Consider the following 21,020-nt stretch of genomic DNA (forward strand, 5'->3'; position numbering starts at 1 on the left):
ATATGATCTACGGATGGTTTGCCGGTATCGCAGAACAGACACTGGCGGCAAGTATGGTGATTCTGGCCGTGTTATTCCTGCAATATGTTCTGCGGAGATTCATCAACGCCCGGGTGCGCTACCTCCTATGGCTGCTTGTTATCGCTCGGCTGTTATTGCCTGCCGTACCGGACAGCCCTGTCAGTATGTTGCATATTCTCGGCAATAGTAAGCATTTCTTAACGGCTATCCTGGATAAGGGACCGGACACTGGAGCTTCTAAGGGTGAGTATCAGGAGCTTCCGCCGGGAGAGGGAGATCAGGTTACATATCCGGCTAATAACACCGTTTTGAATGTACAGGGGCAGACAGACATCCTCCGGGCAGAGGAAGGTGCTGTAGCGGATAACCGCAGCTCTGCGTGGGCCGTGGGCTATCCGCTCTGGATGAAGATAGGCACAGTGATCTGGCTGCTGGGCGTCATGCTTATGCTGCTGAATGGATTGTTGTACATACGGAGGATGCAGCGTGAGCGCAGACGGCTTAGACGGGTGAATGCCCCGGAGATTCTTAAGGTGGTTCTTGCCACCAGACGCCAGTTTGGAATAAGGAGAGCGATACCTATATATACTGGGGGTTCTGCTAACAACCCATATCTATCAGGATTAATGCGTCCATGGATCTTTGTCCCGGAGCAAGCTCTACAGGAACTGGATGCCTCCCGGCTGCGGCACATCCTCGCGCATGAGCTTGCCCACTGCAAGCGGAGGGATATGCTATGGAACCTGCTAGGGAGCCTAGCCGCCACGATACATTGGTTCAATCCTCTGATGTGGCTGGCGATCCGGCGGATGAAGCTCGATAGAGAGGTTGCGTGCGACGCCTATGTGTTGGAGGTATTAGGGGAAGAGGAGGCCATCGATTACGGGCTTACGCTGGTGGAATTCCTGAAGCACCTCTCACGGGTCCGGGAGCGGAGGGGTCATCTCTATTTCTCTAACCCGCAGCAGCGGCAACAGATTAAGAGAAGAATCCGTATGATTCAGTCTTTCCACAAAGGCTCCTACCGCATCTCCGCAGCAGCTGTAATTCTGGTCGCGCTACTCAGCATCGTGACGCTAACGGGTGCCTCAAGGGAGCCGGGTGAGTCTGTTGCCATGAGTACTAAGGCCAATCCCGCTGGTACGCTGACTGGAAGCGTTCCGGGGGAGGAACGTGCAGAACCGGCAATGGAGCAAGGGGAGTCCCTGGGGCCGTTATTGCACATGGATGTGGAGCAGACGGAGTATGTGACTCGCCATCATCTGCTTAAACCAATGAATATAAAGGTTGCTAAAGACGGTTACCAGGTTACGGTGACAGGCTTCATGGCGGACAGGAATCAATTGTTTATCTTCTATACTGCGAGCGTGGACGCCGGCAGGTCATTAGACTCTCATAATTCTCATTTTGTAGAATGGATCATTAGGGATGCTGTGACTGGCAAGCGAATTAATGGACAGACTGATCCGCGGAACACTACTAAACATCCGGAGAAGAATATTGAATATACGGCTGCCAAAATTCAGTTCGATCCGCCTTTGATGAACCCTTCCTCAAAGATCAAGGTTCAATTCCGGTTGCGTTCAGTGGAAGCAAATGGAACCAAGACACAGGAGTCCCCGGTACTTCAGACCACCTTAGATTTGGGGGCAAATTACTGGAAGCAAGAGGAACATACGATCCAATCGAAGGAAACGCTTGATGTAGGCGGACACAAGATCAGAGTGAAACTACAATTGACACCGCTCACAACGATAGTCACATTTTATTCGGATAAACCGGTTTTTAAAAACACTGAATTCAAAAAAGCTTTCAATGAGAAATATGGTTCTCCAATGCTGTGGTGGAGCAAGACAGAAACGGGAGAACATACGCAGCAAACACGCAGTACATCTATTACCTATACAGATTATGAGATGAACATGCTTGCAGAGACCTATTTCCTGATGGATAAACCGCAATCGCTGCGGCTGGATTTCGTCAAGAAGGCACCGGTACTGAGGGGAACGAAAGAGCCTGAGAGTTCATATCAAATGAATTTTGATCTTACGGCGCTGAATCAGAGCTGATTCGTTTCGGATAAAACTAATAATTTGTATGAAGGAGAGTGTAACTATGATTAAAATGAAGCGGAATGGTATGGAGATCTCAGAAGCAGCGCAGACGCAGCCTGTACAGGAGCCAAAGCAAGGGTCAGCGCCAGATCAACGGCGGTCTTCCAGAACCCGGTTATCTACCGCAATCGTCGCAGTCATGACAGCCGCAGCGCTGGTGCTCAGTCCTTTTGCTGTAACGGGTCAAGCGTTGGCTGCTCCAGCGGCAGCGGTGAAGCCATCGGCAGCACTGGCCCCTTTTGTTAAGCTAGGAATTCAGAATTATAAGCAGATCGAATATGCCATCAAGCATAATCTGGTCCAGCCCTTGAACACCGTTGTTACAAAAGACGGCTACAAGTTGACGTTGAACGGCGTTATCACCGACAAATATGAGCTGATTATTCTTTTCACCGCCCAGGCTGACAGTAACCGTGCATTCACGTCTCAGGCGCCGCAAGTGCATGAGCTGCAATTGACGGATGCCATTACGGGGAAGGTCATCAGCGGCAAGAAAATGAATGATGCTGGAGTGTATGGCGTAAGCCCGGCTAAGCAAAACCATATCATGCACGGCACGGCTGTCATCCGTCTAACGCCCCCATTAACCACGGCTCCCCAAAAAGTAGCTGCTGAGTTTCGGCTAACATCGCTAACTGGCAGTGAGCTGAAACAGTTAGAGGCGATGGAAGCACAGATGATGGCAGAGGCTAAAAAAGCCTTTCAGGCGAATCCCAAGGACAAAACCTCCAAAACCAGTCCTGAGCTGCTGAAGAAGTATAACGCGCTGAAGGCCAAGGTGAAGAAGAGTCCGCCGCTGAAGGCAGTCTTTGAGATTGACCCTAAGGTCTCGGAGCAGGAATCTCTGACCCTGACACCGGAAGAGACCGTGGATATGGCTGGACATCAGATTAAAGTGAACATGGAGCTGACGCCATTAACAACCATCACGACTTTATCCTCAGATGAAGCTGTGTTTACGGATAAGGCATTTAAGGAGAAATTTAACAATAATTACTACCCGTCACTATTGGTTAAGAGCGGGAACGGTGAGTACAAACCGCAAGAGGGCGGTTCTACTTATAAGTATTCGGATAATACACTGACCATCGTATCGGAAAACTACTTCCTGTTGGACAAACCGCAATCGCTTCGCCTGGACTTTATGAACCTGAAGGAGAATAAGGCTACGCAGCAGCTAGTTGTTGATTTGCCTAAGCAATAATTGCAAGGCATCTGAAGTATCTTAGGGCCATCCGTGAAGGATGGCTCTTCTTTTGTCGGGATAGGGTGTGCAGGGATGTGATAAAATACAGGGACATAACAAGATCAGACCGATGGAGGCATTATGTTAATTCAACTGATAAGCGTAGGCAAATTGAAGGAAAAATATCTGACACTCGGCATCGCGGAATATGCCAAGCGGCTCACGCCCTACCTCAAGTTCCAGATGATAGAGGTGGCGGATGAGAAGGCCCCTGATAACCTCAGCGAAGCAGAGGTTATTCAGGTGAAGGTGCGCGAGGGCGAGCGTATCCTCGCGCAGATTAAGAGCGAGGCGCATGTCATTGCGCTCGCGATTGACGGCAAGCTCTGGAGCTCCGAGGAGCTTGCCGCCGAGATCGACCGGCTCGGCACCTACGGGACGAGCCATGTCGTCTTCGTCATCGGAGGCAGCCACGGCCTCTCCGATGAGGTGATGCGCCGCGCCCAGCAGCGCATGAGCTTCGGCCGCATGACGCTGCCCCACCAGCTCATGCGGCTGGTGCTGGTGGAGCAGGTTTACCGGGCGGTGAAGATAAATAGGGGGGAACCGTACCATAAGTGACGGCGAAAAATGGGTATTGGAAGAGGTAAGAGGGCTGTAATGGTTATCCCCCTAAAGATGGATTTTAGGGGGCATTTTTGTGCATGTAGATTGGAAAAAGGTTTTCAAATGCATGGTATGATTATGGAAAATATGAATTCGGAAACACTTACGATATGTACTATTTGCGAACTTTGCAAATAAGACGTTATCAGAAATGAACAAAACTGTTTACACCGATAAATTGTTGGTGTAATATTTCCCTAAATTTACTTAGGAAGGAAGTATTATATTTGCAGGCGCCAGAACTCATTGCAATAGTTTCTATTTTTATCACAGTAATCATAGGTGTCACTTCATGGTTCATTTCTGCACATTTAACAAGAAGGAGCATACGAACACAAAAACTAACGTATGAAATTCAAATTTTCCCAATCATATCCAGAGAGTTCTTGAAAAATACGACAAGTGAATTACGTATTACTTACAAAGATGAATTGTTACCTGAACCAACTTTGCTGGCAGTAGATATTATTAATACTGGAAATTGTTCTATTGAAAATCCACCTATAACAATTGAGGCGGTTGGAGCAACATATGTAATTCCTGGGTATATCGAAGATATACCACCAGGTTATGAATATTTATGGGAATTAGAGCGAACAGATGCTGAGGAATGTACAATTCATTTAGCCCATATAAATCCAGGGCAAGTTGTGAAAGCACGGTTTTTCCTTGATGAATTTCCTAAAGAGAAACCATTATTTAAATGTCCGATGAAAGATCTAGTTATAAGAGAGGTGACTACTGAATTAAAGGAAGTGACGGTTAATAGCAGAATTAATCCTATCGACATCTCTCTTACATTTAGACTTCCATGGAAGAAATAACGGTACCCTGCCACTCGACCCTCGTTTCGGCAAGGGCTGAAGTGAATTGGACTTGTTCGTTCTCAGATACGTGCAACGGATTAGCTGTTAATCAGGCAACAAAATATCGTTTTTTTCGCTTGCCGACGAGAAACTCTCTTTAGACAGCATAACCCTGCCGCAACAACTGATGCGCATACTCTTGCTGGGGTAAGTGTATTGGGGGATTAGATTAGCAGGAGAATAGTATTTCCATTCGTGACGGCAAAAAATAAGTGGAAAATTTTGTCTCGCCATACATTTGCCCTGTTCCTGGCCGTTGAAATGAAAGATAATTAACATAACGATATAGCTAATAGGCTTATGAACAGGAATTAGGGTATCAGGATGTTCATGAAGTTGGACGTTCGTGAATGACGCTAACAGAAGGTCAGTTAAATTACTTAGAGGGGGTGTGTTTATGAAGTTAACAGGATACAACAAATGTCAACATTGTGGAGAGATTTTCAAAGACGCAAATCATAATACAGCAAAACTTAATAATCCCTCTCCTTGCTGTGGGGCTACAAATGAAAGTAGACACCATTGGCCAACATTAGATGTATTAATCCTAATTGGTTTAGTAGAAAAGCAGAATTTGGATGACTTTAAAGAAAGAAAGGTTGCAATTGTATTCGTTGCAACATTGCTTGAAATGTTGCTTGAGGAAACAGTAACAAAGTTAGCATACAAACATTGCAATTCGGATACTGCTGTAGAAGCATTATTGGATTCTTATCAAGGCAGGCAAAAACGAATTGCCCTATTTAACAAGTTATCTGGACTTAAAATGAAAGAACTGCTAAATAACAACGGGTTTACTGATTATTTATTTTGGTGGGAAGCTATCTCAACCTTAAGAAATAAAATTGTTCATCAAGGATTTTATGCACAAACAGAAATAGATGTTAATATGACAATTCGAAACCTACTTAATAATTCGATCGATGTATTTGCTTTACTAAACAATGAAAGTAATTTATTACAGGCAAATTGATTTTTGAGCTATTCATTGAGGAACTGCCTTTCTGATAATAACGTGTCGGCGCTTCGGACAATAGAGCCTTCAGTCCGCCTAAGGAATTTTGAGGAGAGCGGATTAAGGCGGACACACTGCACTGACTAACCGCACCGCGACCGCCGAGAAGAAGCTATGTTAGGGCACATGACTTATTCGCACCAACTGATGTATGTGCTCTGCTGGAGCAGATGTATCGGGTTTGTAAAATCAACCGGGTAAAAATACCATATACCATAAGTGACGGCTAAAAGTTTTGGTGTTAGCTGACCGTCAGGCATGGAAATTTGCTCCGAGAAGAAGAGTGGAAGGGCAAATTTCCATGCCTAGCAGGGAGTGGGCGATGAAGATGTCATCTTTTGGTAGGCAAATCTTTTATAGTGAGAATTTTATCAATATCGATTACTGACTTGACTTGATCAATCATCTCTAAATGCCTTTCGTTAATAAACAATGTCTTCTTATATCTGCTTATCAATGTATGACTGATTCTTCTAAGTGCAAGAACGGCGCAAATTTTTTGGGAATGATTCGGATTATTAAAGAAACCGTCATTGTGACGAGTCCATGCTCTAGAACCATTTCTATAAAATAAGAATTTTTCAGTTCCGAAGACTGCTTGTGAAATATCAATGTCATCGTAACGATCTGCTTCCATTGCAATAATATTGATATTTTTCTCGTCACTGTCCCACAAAAAAGCACCGATTGCCTTAGAAAGGCTGTTTTTGACTTGTTGTTCAGCCTCCCCAGTGGTTTCAATCCATTCTAAGTTTCCAGAAGTCCCGACTGTAAGATGCTGTAACTCAATTTTATTAGGCGGATAAAGTGAATAAACTATTTTTGGGCTGCCCGTAGGAGGGAATTGTAGATCAGTATTATCTGGAAGTGTTTCAACTGATTCTCTCAAGAATGATGAAAATAAATTTGCATCTTTGGAATTAAAATCCTCGGACAAGCTAAGACTTACGAATTTTCCTATGGTTATATTCTTGAAAGATCTTTTTATGCTATCAATGAGTTTTCTTTGTTTGTTTTCCCGTTCACTCTCGGACAATTTTTTCATCTGAATGTAGAAGAAGACATCGTTCTTGTTAATTACAAAGTCTGGAGGACGTTTAAAACTGGCCGGTTCATAAGCAATAGATGAAGCAATACTTCTATTATAACGGATGAGTTCCGCTCCGAAGTTATGTTCTGCTATAAAGTCCGTATAATTCCTAATACTGTTTTTAGTGTTATTGTATAGAATATCATTTAACTTACCCAATCCGTGCATCGACAGCATCTTCAGTTGCTTTTCTAATCTTTCAATCTCATCAATTGAATCGTTGTAAGGAGTCCGTTCAAGTATTTTCGTAGAAAGCTCCTTAAAATTATTTATAATACCAATCCCCCTTTTTTATTTAATCATACCAAAGTAGTTATCGATTGCGTACTCGCTTATTCGCGTTATCGAAATTCTTAATGAAAGGAAATGAAAATGAACTTTAATGAATCAGTGACGGAATTCATTTCAGCAAAGCAAAGTGCTTCTGCACAAGTCCAAGGCTACGAAAAGGATTTATATATATTTTGGAAATTTCTTGAGACAGAGAAAGTAAGCGAATCAACTTGGAGACACGTTTTGGGTGGTGCTAACACAGATTTAATAATCAAGAGCCTCAAATATTATGTAAATCATAGTAAGGTAACCTCTATGTCCGCCGCAAAACGTTTCATATCTGCATTTACCGAATACTTTCAATATGCATATGAAAATAAGCATTTTTCTAATAAAGAATTGTATGAAGAAATACATGCACCCGCGTATAGCGACAGATCATACCGAGCAAGGATTAATACTTGGATTTCAAAAAATTTAAAAGATAAGGATCACACAAGAGTTTTTAGCGAATTAGAAATACAAGAGTTGATTGGTCTGTGTAACGATGCACTAAAAATAGATTCTATAGATGATGACTACTTTGATAGGATATATGTTCCAGCTTTGATTATTAAAACAATACTTTTGACTGGAATTAAGTACAAGCTTATCCCCAAGTTAGAAATAAATCATGTGAACCTACGATATGGTACATTGACAATTAACAATTATGAAATACATCTGCCACACATGCTCCGAGATCAATTTGAGCTCTATCTGTCGTTAAGAAATAAAAAGACTGAATCGAACATACTTTTCATCAAATCGAATGGTGAGCAGTTGGCGGAGACTACTGGATTTACAGCAACCTTTTTGGGAAGTTTGACATCGAGGACAGATATACAGGGAATCATAAGATTTGTAATAATTGAAATGATGAAAAAGGGGATAACAACAGATATTATTAAAGAATTCACAGGTGTTGGAAATACCATTATTAGTGATTGTTTGATAATTATAAACAAAGATATTAATTTGGAGAGAAAAGTATATTTAGATTCAACAATAAGAGCCCTTAAAACTTTTAGATATCTTTAGGCACTGGGAGTTACAGAATGAAGACGTAATCCTGTTCAAAAACATGGTGATGATATTCATAGTCATGAAAAGTGCCTAGATATCCTCTACAACTTGTACGAAAAGTACGAAATTGATACGGCTGATTATCTGAAATATACAAGGGTAATTAAGAAACCAAAGCATTTTGGCATTCCACAACGATTAATCAATGATATCTATGAATGGCTTTTAAAACTTAGGGATGAGGGAGCAAAGATTTTAACGGTAAGATTCTCTCTCATAAAGAGTTCCTGGTTAGTGGATTAATCACAGCGATGCATACATTGTCACAAGGGGAAAGCTTGATTATTGCTGAGAGCGAAAATACCAACAAAATCATCATTTAATGATAAGGATTTATATCTTTGACTGTAAAATCTAAGCTTAAAGTAAAGAGAGTGTGAATTAGTATTTATTCAATAATGTTTTTATAAGCATAGCTAAGTGTTAATAACCGTGCTCCAATCGTCCAGAATAAAACAGTGTCCTCACGTTCTATCTTTCCTGCATGAATGGAATATAGATTCCGTTAATCATGAAAAAAGCTCATTGTGAAAACGGCTTGCTAAAGGCAAAAGTTGATCTTTATTAAGAGCAAGAACAAAATCACTTTGTAAGTGATTAAAGTAAGTCCCATCATCCTATAAAACATATTAATGCTTTGGTAGAAAACTAACATAAGAACTACAGTTAAATCAAGTTCGTTCGGACCACCGATTTTTTCGGTGGCTTTCGTGCATCTCTATAGGTTTGATAATGCCTCCTTGGAAGTTTGGGCAATATGCACAGCGGCCAAATCGTTACGCATTTTTCGCCGATAGCCCCGTTAAGCTGAACCGTATCATAAATAACGGCTAAGATTCATACATTTGGAAATTATTTTTTCACGTTGGGTTAGCATCCCACTGAGAGCCCTTCCGTGGAAGGGACCGAACTGAAAATTACTTGTGTCAGAATCGTCAAATCTGTCAGAGGGCTAATGTCCTAACTTCGGTTCAAAATACTGCTCTGGTACAGGTGTTCACACAACAACGGTGAACTCGGCGGGGAGCTTCTGCTTACAGAAAGCAAAAGCTCCCTCCGCCTCAGCCGTTAAGTTCCTGAAGGCATGCGCAGCTTTACTCTTCCTGCGGGGCTTTACGCGCGAGTCACTTTTCAAGCAAGAAACCGTGAGACACTCACCAACTCGGCATTGGAAGGTGCTTATGACTTTCTGTACAACAAATGGCTGCCGGAATAAGGCGAATGGAGGGCTTCTCAATATGACCGTAAATGATATTTTTACGAGCGAGCGGTTGACCTACCGCTCCTTTGAAATGGGAGATCTGCAAACTTACGTATCCCTATGCAATAAACCTTCCCGAAGACGATGGTTTTATTTTCAGGAGCCGCATTGCTTGGAGGCCTCTTTTTGGACAAAAGAAATTGAGAATAATATTGCGGTATGGTCTCGAAAAATCAATTTGCTAACAGAAACAGCAGGATGCGGCGTGGCCATTGTTTTGAAGAAAAACGGCCAATTGATTGGATCTGTCAGTCTTTCAAAATTTCATGGGCCTGAAGATGAGCTTGATTACGTAGAAATCGGGTATCACATTGGCGAGGCCTATCAAGGCAACGGATATGCTACTGAAGCAGCTACTGCGGCGGTGGAATGGGGCTTGGTCCAACTTCATAATCTTGGAGTGGAGCCCAAAATTGTGGGGAAAGCGGAGCATGAAAACTTGCCTTCTCGCAGAGTGCTTGAAAAGGCCGGTTTTACACATGTTATGACCGAGCAGTATGTTAGTGTTTATGAAATAGTAGAGATAAGACCCAGTCTTAATTTGATCTTATGTTGAAGACCCAAGACGAGGTCGGTCACACTATCTTAGGTTTTGGACAACAATCTGTCGGATAAAGATTAACCCTTTAAAAGGGGCTGTGTAACAGAGACGAGCACAATAGCGTCAAAAGGTAAATTTATTGCCATGATGGCTTCTATTTATATCCCCACCCTCCAACACAACTCCTCCAAAACCTCACCCGCCCGCCTCATCACTCTCACCGTGTCCTTGTCCTCTATTAAAGAGTAGGCGTACAACCCGTATCGTTAAAATCCGGATCCTGTATGATTTCATGATAGTGATCTAATTTATATTCGATGATCTTCTGAACCTCCATTAATCTAGAGATTTCGTTTTGGATATTTTGCTTATGCATTTCTAGCATAGACATTTTTTCAGGAATGGCATCGTTACCGTGGCTTGAAAGCTCCCGATATCGCTTCATTTCTTCTATCGTCATTCCCGTGGCCTTCAGTCTGGTTAAAAATAGGATACCCAGCAAGCCGATTTTCTCATAGTATCGGATCGTATCTTTCGTTAAACTTGTTACGTGCGCAGCTTGTTCGATGGAGTTAATCGCGATCATCTCCTTATTCTTTGGTTACCATGGAACTTCGCCATTGTCGTCAAAGAAGCCTCCTGTCGGCCCATCCTCGGGAAGTGTCGCAAGGCGTACTACAATTTCTGAGGCTTGCTGGACCGATCGATAACCGGTATGACGATTGAGATCGGTGGCCGTATAACCAGGATCAGCAGCATTGATCTTAAGGGAAGTATCCTTGAATTCTTTGGCGAGCATAACGGTTAAAGCATTAACGGCTGTTTTGGAGCTATTATAGGCCAGTAAATTAAAACGGGACCATTCCGATTTGGGGTCGTTATTTATAGTTAGTGAACCCAGGCCACTCGAAAGGTTGACGATTCTGCCGTTTGGCCGTTCTCTTAATAAGGGAAGCAAGGTTCTCGTCACTGCAAACATGCCGAAGAAGTTGGTCTCAAAGGTTTCCTTCAATACAGACATCTCCAGTTGACTGGGGGAGACGCCCCCGTCCTTGGATATTCCAGCATTATTAATCAGAACGTTCAGCGATCCAAACTCCTCTTTAATGCTCTTGAACGCAGCATCAAGCGTCTGTTGGTTGGTTACATCCAGCGGAAGATGTCGGGCACTCACACCCGCTTTGTTTAAGCTTGCTGCCGCTTCTCTTCCTTTCTCGCCGTCTCGCGCACCAAGCAGGATCGTAAAGCCCATGGCTCCCAATTGTCTTGCCGTTTCGTAACCAATGCCTTTGTTTGCCCCTGTAATTAAGACTGTCTTTACACGTTCCATATGGACCCCTCTTTTCACATTAGAATGAGTTGGCTTTCTTAACACAACTGATTCTATAACTTGGAGCATACTTCAAGTCAACTGATCAGTAGACCCGTTAAGCTAACGGGATCAAGGCTGCATAACCTTCACCATCTGCGCCTCGAATTCCGCGTAAGTGATTTTACCCAAAGCCAAATCCATGCTATGAAGGTAGATCTGTTCTGTTTTCGAATAGTTGCGCTCCATTTTCAGCGATTGCCCTTCCCCCGGAAGGGGATCTAGGACATGACACTTGTTCGAAAAAGCTTCGAAATAGCGGTAGCCGAATTTGCGTTGCGAGACTGCGTTTATATGAATGCCATCAGGATTCGCGGTCAACTCTGCTGCCGTTACAAAATAACAATTTGCCTGTTCGTCAGCGAAGCGCTGCAATTGTTCATTGACCTGTCTATACTCTGTCGCTTGCTGTCCAAAACCCGTCTTCCCAAGGAAATCACCAAGTCCGCCAATGATGAGCGGCACCTCATGAAGATTCAATTCGTTTCTTAGGGTCTCGATGATATAGGTTAATTTGTCGTAATACGTTTTATGCAGCGATTGATAACTGTCGCTCTCACCCTGGTGCCACAGAATTCCGCAGATCTGACTGGACCGCAAGGCGAAGCGGGCTTCGGACAAAGCATGCTGAAAAAGGATGCCCTCGGGATGCCAGTCCTTCAAAGAGCTGCCACCTTCTGCACAAGGAATCAAACCAATTTCGTCATCCGAATGGGCATTTGACCAGGCATCGGCGAAAGATGCCGCCAGGCTTACACCGGAAACCGGACGGTCATAATTAATCGGCTCTGTCATCATCTGCCACTGTCCATTACGCAGCATTTTTATTTTGTCATTATATATAGGGTCGACTTCATACAAGAATCCACGGCCTGCCATATTAGATTGACCCAACATTAAAAATGATTTTATCATTTAATCTTCACTCCTTTACCTAACGATTATAGTCTAGTTGACTTTAGCATGAAACGGTGACATACTGCTGTCACCTCTTATGAACTATACTACGTTTATAACAAGAGGGAGGTTATGTTTTATGTCAGCTATTGCATATTTAAACTTTGATGGAAATACAGAACAAGTGATTGAATTTTATTCGGAGGCTTTAAGCGCAACTGAAGTCAAAAAAGTAAGATTTGGGGATATCCCGCAAGATCCAAACTACCCAATGCCAGAAAATGAGTTAAATATGATCATGGAGTCTTCCATCGAATTCGCAGGCGGGAAAATTATGATGTCCGACATTTTGCCTTCCATGAAGGCGGTGACGGGCGAGCTGGTGAAAGGGAATAATATTCTGATCAGTCTAGTCATCGAGGATAAGCAAAAACTGGAGCAATACTTTAATGGTTTGTCCCTTGGTGGGCAAGTCACCATGCCGTTAACCAATTATCCGTGGTCTTCGTGCTTTGGAACGCTAATTGATAAATTCGGTGTGAATTGGAAGTTTAATAGCGACGCTGATCAATTTCTTGATAACGTACTATCGAACAAACAATAACTTAATCTAGGAGATGGTCTTCCAACCGAAGGCCATTTTTTATATACCGACATCAAATTTTTTCACTTAATCATTGATTGGAATACCTGCGGCTTTGAAATGTCCTTGAGTCAGAATTTTACCAAATTGAGATGCGAGCTCCTTTGGAGTATAGGGAAAATCATGTTTAACCCACCACACCACAATGCCCATAAAAGTAGATGCAGTATATTGGAGTAATAATTCCTTTGAAATCTTCAATGGGGCATCATCCAAGCCATCCTCCACTGTATTTTTTATAATTTCCTCCATTTTTGACTGAAAACCATAAATTCTATTCTCATCCACTAACAAGGCTTTGTAAAAAGGGATATTGTCCTGGATTTTCTCCAGGATGGTTTGCATTAGTTGTTCAAGCATAGAACCGCTTAACGGAGTTTTGCTGCTTGAGCATTGCTTGAGTGTACTCTTTAGTTCTTCGATTAATTCGTCCATAGATGCATTTAACAAATCGGGTTTGTTCTGATAATGAAGGTAAAAGGTATTCCGGTTAATCATCGCTTTATCGGCAATATCTTGAATCGTAATTCCTTCGTATCCCTTTTCCGTAAGAAGCTCTATAAACGCTTTTTTGATCGAATGTTTGGAGCGAATGATACGCAAATCAGTTTTTTTATTCATTAGGACTCATTCCCTTAAATTTTTTGTTAGATATACGACATTTGAGCTGAAATTGCATGTTATCTCTCAAAATCAGAAATATTAAATATTGAATGCTGACCTTATATTAATCATAATAAACACAAGATAAATATACAACACATTGACCATTATTTATCTTATTGACCATTAATTTAAATTGAAAGGGAGATATGAAATGAAAACTATAGCTATTGTTGGAGCAGGAGCAGGTTTAGGAATGTCCATTGCGAAGAAATTCGGACAAAACGGCTTTCGCGTAGCTCTTATTGCCCGAAATGGAGATAAGCTGAACCAGCTGATTAGTGAATTAGAACAATTGGGAATTGAAGCCGCTCCATTTCAAGCGGATATATTAAATAAAGAAGAAATCGAGGGCGCCTTCGCCGCAATTAAAGAGAAATACGGATTTATTGATGTTCTTGAATACAGTCCAACGCCGAGCTTCAATACCGTAGCGCCAACATTAGAGGTAACCGAAGAAAATGCGTTATACCAATTTCAATTTAATGTTTTAGGTGCGCTATCGAGTGTTCGGCAAGTGCTGCCGGAAATGCTGGCTAAGCAAAGCGGTGCCTTATTATTTACTACTGGAGGCGCTGCAATCCACCCGGTACCGATGATGGGCAATGTTGGAATTGCAGTATCAGGGCTTCGTAATTATATCTTTAATTTGAACAGCGAATTAGCGGACAAAGGTGTGTATGCGGGTCACCTTTCGATCGGAATCTGGATGCAGCCGAACTCAGGAGTTCAAGACAAAATCGCTGATATTTGGTACGACATGTATACCAAGAGAGACAGAGTAGAAGAATTTATAACTGAGGATCGCGTGTGAATATGAATATCACCATTTTTGGTGCAAGTGGTGCAATCGGACAACTGCTGACACGATTAGCTCTAGATCACGGAGATTTCGTTACGGCATATGTTAGAAACCCCCACAAAATTAGCCTCAAACATCCCAATTTGAGCTTTGTACAAGGGGAGCTTTCGAATGCTTCAACCATTGAAGAGGCTGTTGCTAAATCAGATGTCGTAATCAGCACACTAGGCCCGGCATCCGATATGTCACGAAAGCTTAAAGGGACGCCGATTGCGGAGGGACACGAACTGATGATTAGGGCTACGAAGAAACATAACAAAACAAGGTTAATTACACTTGCGACGCCGGCTTTGCAATCGGGTGACGATAAGAAAAACCTTTCGACGATACTTCCAGGTGTAATGGCCAAAGTTTTCCTTCCAAACGGTTATGCAGAGATGAAGAAAATGGAAGGAATCATTAAACCATCGAACCTGGATTGGACAGTTGTCCGAATTATTAACCCCAATATTAAATACAAAGGACAATCTTATGACTATTCATTTGGTGATAAACCGGCAAAATTATCGGTTTCCAGAGAAAATGTTGCTAAAATCATGTACGCTGCCACCCGCGACAACCAATTGATTAGAAAAATGCCTATCGTCTATAACAAATAAGCTCAAAAAAAGGAGGCTTCGAAATGAAAATCGAGATATGGTCGGATTATGCTTGTCCATTCTGTTATATTGGTAAACGGCGGTTAGAATCTGCACTGGAGCAATTCGCTCATCAGAATGAAGTGGTGATTGAATATAGAAGCTTTGAGCTTAATCCGCAAGCATCCTTGTACTCAGGAAAAAATATACATCAAGTCCTTTCGGAGAAGCATGGTATGAGTATAGAGCAAGCAAAAGAAACAAATGCTAAGCTTGGACAACAAGCGGCGAAGATGGATCTGGTGTATAAATTAGACGAAATGAAGCCCACCAATACGTTTGATGCTCATCGTCTTACCCAATATGCCAAATCGGTTGGTAAAGACAAGGAATTATCCGAGAAGCTGTTCTATTCCTATTACACGGAAGGCAAGCTGATTAGCGATTATGCTACATTAGCAGATATTGCAGAATCCGTTGGAATGAACAGGGAAGAATCAATGTCCGTTCTCCAGGATTCATCCAAATATGCCAACGAAGTGCGTTCAGATGAAGCTACAGCCAAACAGTTAGGAATAACAGGAGCCCCTTTCTTTGTCATTGACAGAAAATATGCAGTTTCTGGCGCACAACCCGTTGAGACATTCTTAAGCGCCCTTAACCAGGCAGCTCAATAAATAAGCCCGCAAGAATCATGCACAAGCCACTCGCTTGTGCTTTTTGCCGTAGCTTAAGGTGTAGTTCTTATTTTATGATCAATGGTGCTAAGTTTGAGTAGTTGTTGTGTCTGTACTACAGGGATTAGGGCTATAGTGTTAAAGAAGCAGGAGGTAAGGATCATTTATGACTGAATTATTAGCGCCGGCAGGCAATATGGAAGCTTTGAAAGCTGCAATCTCCAATGGTTGTGATGCAGTATACTTAGGCATGCAAAAATTTGGTGCACGCGCATACTCATCTAATTTTGACTTGGAAACGTTAAAAGAGGCTGTTACGTATGCACACCTGAGGGATGTTAAAATCTATGTTGCCATGAATACCATCGTGTTCGAAAACGAAGTGGAAGAGATGAAAGAGCAGATCCGCGGATTAAATGAAATCGGTGTGGATGGCATTATCGTCCAGGACCTGACGGCTTTCGATTATATCGTTAAAAACTTTCATGATATGGAAGCACATTGTTCCACTCAGATGGGAATAGACGATCTAGACGGAACTTTATTATTCAAAGAGCTTGGTGCGAAAAGAGTGGTTCTATCCCGTGAGGTTAAGATTGAAACAGTCAAAGAGATCAAAAGAGTAGCGGACATCCCTTTAGAGATTTTCGTTCACGGTGCTTTATGTGTATCGTATTCGGGAAACTGTCTAATGTCAGGATTAAGCGGCTTTCGGTGCGCAAATCGCGGAAGATGTGTGGGTTCCTGCCGTAAGGAATACGATCTGATGGATCAGACAACAGGTACATCTTTAGGCAATAGCTATATTTTATCCACTAAGGACTTGAACACCATCGATTACATTCATGATCTAAAAGAAATCGATTCTCTGAAAATAGAAGGCCGGATGAAAGTGCCTACGTATGTGGCTAATGTGGTATCCAAATATCGTATGGCCTTAGATCATAAAATCACCGAAGCAGACAAAGAAAATCTGAAAAAAACATTCAATCGGACCTTTACCAAGGGCTATTTGTTTCACGAAGACCGGAGAAATATTACAAACATTACAAGACCTAATCACTTTGGTTATGAGATTGGAACCATTAGCAGGATTGAGAAGGACAGGTATGAAATCACACTTACACGTACTTTAAATCAAAACGATACCATTCGGATAAGCCATAACAATGAAGATGTTAATTTGACGGTTGCCAAGCTATACAACAAAGACGGCGACTTAATCAACACAGCAGATGGTGTCTGCTATATCAAAGTCAAAGAAAAGATGTCTGCGGGAGATGTGGTCTATAAAACGAAGGATTATTTCTACAATAAAGAATTAGAAGCCTCACTGGAAAAAGAATTTAAGCGGTTTGACCTGGATCTTAGAGTATATGCATATCCAGATTCAAAGCTGTTCATAGAGGCGGAGGGCTTAGGCTTTAATTATTCCTATGAAAGTGAGGAAATACTAGGCGAAGCCATTACTAATCCAACCACCAAAGACCAGGTTATCAAGCAATTCTCCAGATTAAACGATACGATATTCGAACTCAATCAGGTCGATTATGAGGAAGGCAATGCGTTTATTCCAGCTAAACTGTTAAATGCAGCAAGAAGAGAGATTGTCCTGGGCTTATATGATTTAAAGCTTAACAGCCAGCAGAAAAGAACCAAGGCTGTAGAAGCCAAAGAAAAAATAAGCTTTGCCCCTGTACAACCATACCTCACGGCTTTTGTAACGACTAAGGAACAGTATGATGCTTGCGTGAGCTGTGGAATTACGGAAATTTATTTTGACAATGTGGTTAGAAGAAACCAGAATGATTATCAGGAACAAGAAGGGCAGCTGCTGATCGGAGGATATGGCGGAATTCATCACTACAGAGGAACCAATCCGTTCGTTACGGACTATTCTCTAAATGTTATTAATGCTACTAGCTGCTATGAACTATATAAATTAGGTGCCAAGCGGGTCACTTTATCTTATGAAATGAATAAGAGCCAGATTGAAGATTTAATGAATGCTTATGTTGAAGAAAATGACGGTTCTCCTGCGCTGGAAATGATTGTGTATGGCAGAGCTCCGTTGATGTTCACCAAATATTGTCCGATGAGAAAAATGAATCAATGCAAAGTATGCAGAACGAAGAGCTATGAGTTAAAAGATGAGCAAGGAACGTTCCCTATCCTATCCCATGAGGATTGTACAGCGACTATCCTTAATGGGAAGACGCTTAATCTGCTGGATGAGCTGCCAGACCTCAAAGGAATCGAGGCGCTCCGGTTAAACTTCACCGTTGAATCTAAAGAGCAGGTTGTAGAGGTCATTCGTATCGCCTCAGGCAAATTAAATGGCTCCATGCATCATGCTGTCTTTAATCCGGAAACGGATACGAGAGGACATTTCAATAAAGAGATTGTGTAAAGGATGACCTCCAGATGAAAATATTATTAGTTGAAGATGATAAGACGATCGCGTCGGGACTGGAATATTCCCTGCAGCAAGAGGGTTATCGGGCTGTTCTCTGCCATAATGCCGCTTCAGCCCGAAAGGTGCTCGCCGAAGACATCGATCAGTTCACTTTGTGCCTGTTCGATTTACAGCTTCCAGACGGAACAGGCTACGAATTATGCAAGATGGTGAAGGAACGGCGGGATATTCCGGTCATTTTCTTAACGGTGATTGATGACGAGGTCAATGTCGTGATGGGACTCGATATGGGAGCCGATGATTACATTACCAAGCCATTTCGGGTCCGCGAGCTTCTCTCCAGGATCAAATCCGTCTTGCGGAGATACCAGAAGCTGTCCCAACCCGGAGCGGTCATCGACATTGACAATGTGCGCATCCATACGCTGGAAGGCAAAGTATATAAAAACGGTGCCGAAATTTCGCTAACCGCCTTGGAATACCGCTTATTGCTGATCTTTGGCAACCACGTTGGACAGGTCCTCACCAGGAATCAGCTCTTGGAGCAAATCTGGGACGTGGCCGGCGACTTCGTGAATGACAACACGTTAACGGTCTATATCAAAAGGCTAAGGGAAAAGCTGGAGGATCACCCGGAGCAGCCGGCTCTGATCAAAACGGTACGCGGTTTAGGCTATAAGGTTGGTGATTAGATGCTGCGTAATCGGGAAAATCTACTATTATTACTCGTCATGGGTTCGATCAGCTTATTGGCGATCGTCATTGCTGCTTTCATTTCGTCTGCCGCCGCTGCCCTGGTTATTATTGTATCCGTGCTGCTTACCGGCACAGCTGTATTATTCACAAAACGGAGGTATTACGAGCTAGAGAAGCTGTCCGTCTATTTGCGGGAGATTAGCAGCGGGCAGGCCTCCCTTGACCCCCGCGATAATCAAGAAGGTGAGCTTAGCATCTTAAAGAATGATATTTACAAGGTGACACGCATGCTCTCCGAGCATCGTTCGCTATTGCAGCAGGATAAGCTTCAACTGACCGATGCCATCTCCGATATTTCACATCAACTCAAAACACCGATCACCTCTATGACAGTCATGGCAGATCTGTTAAGCGCCCCTGATCTGCCTCCACTCAAAAGAACGGAGTTCACCCATCATATCCGCATTCAGCTTGAACGGATCGATTGGCTTGTTTCATCCTTATTAAAGCTGGCGAAAATGGATGCGGGAACGATCCCGTTCAAAAAAGATCGAATACACATAAAAACCCTAATCCAAAAGGCACTGGAGCCGGTTATGATTCCGATGGATATTAAGGGACAGACCGTTTCCATCACAGGGGATGACAACGTCTCTTTTGACGGCGATTTCCATTGGACTGCTGAAGCGGTTATCAATATTTTGAAGAATGGAGTGGAGCATACCCCTGAGGGCGGTGCGATTACCATCACCTTTTCCGGCAATGTGCTATTTACGGAAATCGTTATTGCTGACAACGGAGAGGGCATTCCGAAAGAGGATTTGCCTTATATATTCAAACGTTTTTATAAAGGAAAGAATGCTAATGAAGGAAGCATCGGTATAGGGCTTGCGATGGCTCACAGCATCATTGCAAGCCAGAACGGCGTGATTGATGTAACGAGCGACAGCGGGAAGGGTACAGAGTTTCGGATCAAATTTTATAAGCATGTGATTTAACAGCACTCCGTAAGTGACTGAACTGTCACCTCCATCGTCACTGTAAAGTCATTTTAGACAGATAAAATGATATTTATCAGATGAACGATGGAGGTACAACCATGCAAATGAAGCAGCAGCGCAAGATTACTTTTATGATCACGATAGGCTACACCCTGATTATTCTTTTTTTTATGTTTTTTGCTTTCGGCAGAGCGGATACTGTAGATCAATCCAGTCAGTACACCTTTATTTTTTTGCCGGACGATTTTTTTAGAGTGCCGGGTCTGTCCGATCTTCTACATCCGACCGTGATGGACTTGGTAGGTATTGGGAACATTGCAGCCTTCATACCTTTTGGCATACTGTTTCCGTTGTTATACCGCACCAGCTTTGTTCGCTTCATGACAGGGTTTATTCTGTCCATTCTTGTGCTGGAGACCATCCAGGCCCTAACATTCCTCGGCAGCTTTGACACGAACGACGTCATAACGAACGCAGTGGGCGCTGCTATTGGATTCGGGGGCTACAAGATTGGCTTCCGTACAAAAAACTACTGGAGAAATATCACTGTTACGGGAATTGCCAGTGCTGTATTAATGCTCGGCGTGTGGGGGGTCTTCGGAGTAGTTGGTCAAGTGTTCACCAAAGAGTTGGCTCCTTTTGTAGCGATAAACGAATGGGAAGATAGTACCGGAAATCGAATAACGGGAACCCAAAAGGGCAGCCTTAAGATTGGCGGTCAAGACGTGACACCCGAGTATAATGTGTATGGCATCGAAGGTAAAAATATGGAAACCTATACCTATTCGCTAAGCAATAAGGGCGATCTGTATCTTAACTTGAATTATGGAATTCCTGATCATAAGGATTTTCAGGGCAGCCTTAAGGTTACCGTTGACGGGAATGAGCTCCTGTCTGTATCTGCAAAAGATCAGCTCCATGAGCCGGATAATAGGATCTTTTATCTCACCGGGGCTAATGAGCTTAAGATAACCATTGAGGGGAATGAAACCCTGTGGGATGTTGGATATAGAGAGATGGTCTATTCCTGGAATTGAGCATCTGGGGAAGGAGGGATGGA

General features: G+C 42.8%; 20 protein-coding genes. 15 read left to right on the forward strand and 5 right to left on the reverse strand.

All coding sequences use genetic code 11. The features are described 5' to 3' along the window. Positions 1-2: 2 nt before the first annotated feature. The 5 genes from NSU18_RS19975 to NSU18_RS19995 all read left to right on the forward strand — a co-directional run bounded on the left by NSU18_RS19975 (position 3) and on the right by NSU18_RS19995 (position 5,826). The gene (locus NSU18_RS19975) at positions 3-2,090 is read left to right on the forward strand and encodes a M56 family metallopeptidase (protein WP_341149851.1); all 2,088 of its coding nucleotides are present in this window, start codon (positions 3-5) and stop codon (positions 2,088-2,090) included. 46 nt (positions 2,091-2,136) lie between these two features. Further along, entirely contained in the window at positions 2,137-3,339 is a 1,203-nt protein-coding gene (locus tag NSU18_RS19980; RefSeq protein ID WP_341149852.1) for a DUF4179 domain-containing protein, read from the forward strand. A gap of 123 nt (positions 3,340-3,462) precedes the next feature. Next, positions 3,463-3,942 carry a 23S rRNA (pseudouridine(1915)-N(3))-methyltransferase RlmH gene (gene rlmH / locus NSU18_RS19985; protein WP_341015579.1) on the forward strand — a complete coding sequence of 160 codons (480 nt, stop codon included), beginning with the start codon at positions 3,463-3,465 and terminating at the stop codon, positions 3,940-3,942. Positions 3,943-4,214: 272 nt separating this feature from the next. Continuing rightward, positions 4,215-4,811, forward strand: a complete 597-nt coding sequence (locus NSU18_RS19990; protein ID WP_341149853.1) for a hypothetical protein — start codon at positions 4,215-4,217, stop codon at positions 4,809-4,811. A 439-nt stretch (positions 4,812-5,250) separates the two neighbouring features. Further along, positions 5,251-5,826 (forward strand): hypothetical protein, encoded by a 576-nt coding sequence (locus NSU18_RS19995; RefSeq protein ID WP_341149854.1) that lies wholly within the window; start codon positions 5,251-5,253, stop codon positions 5,824-5,826. Positions 5,827-6,199: 373 nt separating this feature from the next. Here the strand turns inward: NSU18_RS19995 and NSU18_RS20000 are convergent, their stop codons facing one another. Continuing rightward, a complete protein-coding gene (locus tag NSU18_RS20000) occupies positions 6,200-7,135 on the reverse strand; it encodes a hypothetical protein (protein ID WP_341149855.1) in 936 nt (311 codons plus the stop codon). 213 nt (positions 7,136-7,348) lie between these two features. Between NSU18_RS20000 and NSU18_RS20005 the strand changes: the two genes are divergently transcribed. Together NSU18_RS20005 and NSU18_RS20010 are read left to right on the forward strand one after the other, a co-directional pair. Then, complete coding sequence (locus NSU18_RS20005) at positions 7,349-8,311, forward strand: hypothetical protein (protein WP_341149856.1); 963 nt, start codon at positions 7,349-7,351, stop codon at positions 8,309-8,311. Positions 8,312-9,594: 1,283 nt separating this feature from the next. Beyond that, a complete protein-coding gene (locus NSU18_RS20010) occupies positions 9,595-10,173 on the forward strand; it encodes a GNAT family N-acetyltransferase (protein ID WP_341149857.1) in 579 nt (192 codons plus the stop codon). Between the two features lie 223 nt (positions 10,174-10,396). Here NSU18_RS20010 and NSU18_RS20015 read toward each other — a convergent pair whose 3' ends face one another. From NSU18_RS20015 to NSU18_RS20025, 3 genes are all read right to left on the reverse strand, one after another. Then, positions 10,397-10,744: a MerR family DNA-binding transcriptional regulator gene (locus NSU18_RS20015; protein WP_341149858.1), complete on the reverse strand. Its 348-nt coding sequence runs from the start codon at positions 10,742-10,744 to the stop codon at positions 10,397-10,399. A gap of 15 nt (positions 10,745-10,759) precedes the next feature. Next, entirely contained in the window at positions 10,760-11,488 is a 729-nt protein-coding gene (locus tag NSU18_RS20020) for an SDR family oxidoreductase (protein ID WP_341149859.1), read from the reverse strand. 111 nt (positions 11,489-11,599) lie between these two features. Beyond that, complete coding sequence (locus NSU18_RS20025) at positions 11,600-12,442, reverse strand: sialate O-acetylesterase (protein WP_341149860.1); 843 nt, start codon at positions 12,440-12,442, stop codon at positions 11,600-11,602. 121 nt (positions 12,443-12,563) lie between these two features. Between NSU18_RS20025 and NSU18_RS20030 the strand changes: the two genes are divergently transcribed. Further along, on the forward strand, positions 12,564-13,028 hold the full coding sequence (locus NSU18_RS20030) for a VOC family protein (protein WP_341015622.1): 465 nt from the start codon (positions 12,564-12,566) through the stop codon (positions 13,026-13,028). A gap of 66 nt (positions 13,029-13,094) precedes the next feature. On the opposite strand, the gene NSU18_RS20035 is transcribed toward NSU18_RS20030, so the two are convergent. Next, complete coding sequence (locus NSU18_RS20035) at positions 13,095-13,688, reverse strand: TetR/AcrR family transcriptional regulator (RefSeq protein ID WP_341149861.1); 594 nt, start codon at positions 13,686-13,688, stop codon at positions 13,095-13,097. A 196-nt stretch (positions 13,689-13,884) separates the two neighbouring features. Between NSU18_RS20035 and NSU18_RS20040 the strand changes: the two genes are divergently transcribed. From NSU18_RS20040 to NSU18_RS20070, 7 genes are all read left to right on the forward strand, one after another. Beyond that, positions 13,885-14,544, forward strand: a complete 660-nt coding sequence (locus tag NSU18_RS20040; RefSeq protein WP_341015627.1) for an SDR family NAD(P)-dependent oxidoreductase — start codon at positions 13,885-13,887, stop codon at positions 14,542-14,544. A 2-nt stretch (positions 14,545-14,546) separates the two neighbouring features. Further along, entirely contained in the window at positions 14,547-15,191 is a 645-nt protein-coding gene (locus NSU18_RS20045; protein WP_341149862.1) for an NAD(P)-dependent oxidoreductase, read from the forward strand. A 23-nt stretch (positions 15,192-15,214) separates the two neighbouring features. Then, positions 15,215-15,847 (forward strand): DsbA family oxidoreductase, encoded by a 633-nt coding sequence (locus tag NSU18_RS20050; RefSeq protein WP_341015631.1) that lies wholly within the window; start codon positions 15,215-15,217, stop codon positions 15,845-15,847. A gap of 166 nt (positions 15,848-16,013) precedes the next feature. Further along, positions 16,014-18,257 (forward strand): U32 family peptidase, encoded by a 2,244-nt coding sequence (locus tag NSU18_RS20055; RefSeq protein WP_341149863.1) that lies wholly within the window; start codon positions 16,014-16,016, stop codon positions 18,255-18,257. A 14-nt stretch (positions 18,258-18,271) separates the two neighbouring features. Further along, positions 18,272-18,955, forward strand: coding sequence for a response regulator transcription factor (locus NSU18_RS20060; protein ID WP_341149864.1), 684 nt, complete (start codon positions 18,272-18,274; stop codon positions 18,953-18,955). Beyond that, positions 18,956-19,957, forward strand: coding sequence for a sensor histidine kinase (locus NSU18_RS20065; protein WP_341149865.1), 1,002 nt, complete (start codon positions 18,956-18,958; stop codon positions 19,955-19,957). Positions 19,958-20,058: 101 nt separating this feature from the next. Next, entirely contained in the window at positions 20,059-20,997 is a 939-nt protein-coding gene (locus tag NSU18_RS20070) for a VanZ family protein (protein WP_341149866.1), read from the forward strand. Positions 20,998-21,020: the final 23 nt, after the last annotated feature.

Origin of the sequence: Paenibacillus sp. FSL H8-0048 (genome assembly GCF_038002825.1) — a bacterium.
In the GTDB taxonomy this organism is placed as follows: Bacteria; Bacillota; Bacilli; order Paenibacillales; family Paenibacillaceae; genus Paenibacillus_AQ.

Bases quoted from the DNA above. Each gene is read 5' to 3' on its own strand.
- NSU18_RS19975 (WP_341149851.1), top strand. From the start codon at position 3: ATGATCTACGGATGGTTTGCCGGTATCGCAGAACAGACACTGGCGGCA.
- NSU18_RS19980 (WP_341149852.1), top strand. From the start codon at position 2,137: ATGATTAAAATGAAGCGGAATGGTATGGAGATCTCAGAAGCAGCGCAG.
- rlmH (WP_341015579.1), top strand. From the start codon at position 3,463: ATGTTAATTCAACTGATAAGCGTAGGCAAATTGAAGGAAAAATATCTG.
- NSU18_RS19995 (WP_341149854.1), top strand. From the start codon at position 5,251: ATGAAGTTAACAGGATACAACAAATGTCAACATTGTGGAGAGATTTTC.
- NSU18_RS20000 (WP_341149855.1), bottom strand. From the start codon at position 7,135: ATGCTGTCGATGCACGGATTGGGTAAGTTAAATGATATTCTATACAAT.
- NSU18_RS20010 (WP_341149857.1), top strand. From the start codon at position 9,595: ATGACCGTAAATGATATTTTTACGAGCGAGCGGTTGACCTACCGCTCC.
- NSU18_RS20015 (WP_341149858.1), bottom strand. From the start codon at position 10,744: ATGATCGCGATTAACTCCATCGAACAAGCTGCGCACGTAACAAGTTTA.
- NSU18_RS20020 (WP_341149859.1), bottom strand. From the start codon at position 11,488: ATGGAACGTGTAAAGACAGTCTTAATTACAGGGGCAAACAAAGGCATT.
- NSU18_RS20025 (WP_341149860.1), bottom strand. From the start codon at position 12,442: ATGATAAAATCATTTTTAATGTTGGGTCAATCTAATATGGCAGGCCGT.
- NSU18_RS20030 (WP_341015622.1), top strand. From the start codon at position 12,564: ATGTCAGCTATTGCATATTTAAACTTTGATGGAAATACAGAACAAGTG.
- NSU18_RS20035 (WP_341149861.1), bottom strand. From the start codon at position 13,688: ATGAATAAAAAAACTGATTTGCGTATCATTCGCTCCAAACATTCGATC.
- NSU18_RS20040 (WP_341015627.1), top strand. From the start codon at position 13,885: ATGAAAACTATAGCTATTGTTGGAGCAGGAGCAGGTTTAGGAATGTCC.
- NSU18_RS20045 (WP_341149862.1), top strand. From the start codon at position 14,547: ATGAATATCACCATTTTTGGTGCAAGTGGTGCAATCGGACAACTGCTG.
- NSU18_RS20050 (WP_341015631.1), top strand. From the start codon at position 15,215: ATGAAAATCGAGATATGGTCGGATTATGCTTGTCCATTCTGTTATATT.
- NSU18_RS20055 (WP_341149863.1), top strand. From the start codon at position 16,014: ATGACTGAATTATTAGCGCCGGCAGGCAATATGGAAGCTTTGAAAGCT.
- NSU18_RS20060 (WP_341149864.1), top strand. From the start codon at position 18,272: ATGAAAATATTATTAGTTGAAGATGATAAGACGATCGCGTCGGGACTG.
- NSU18_RS20065 (WP_341149865.1), top strand. From the start codon at position 18,956: ATGCTGCGTAATCGGGAAAATCTACTATTATTACTCGTCATGGGTTCG.
- NSU18_RS20070 (WP_341149866.1), top strand. From the start codon at position 20,059: ATGCAAATGAAGCAGCAGCGCAAGATTACTTTTATGATCACGATAGGC.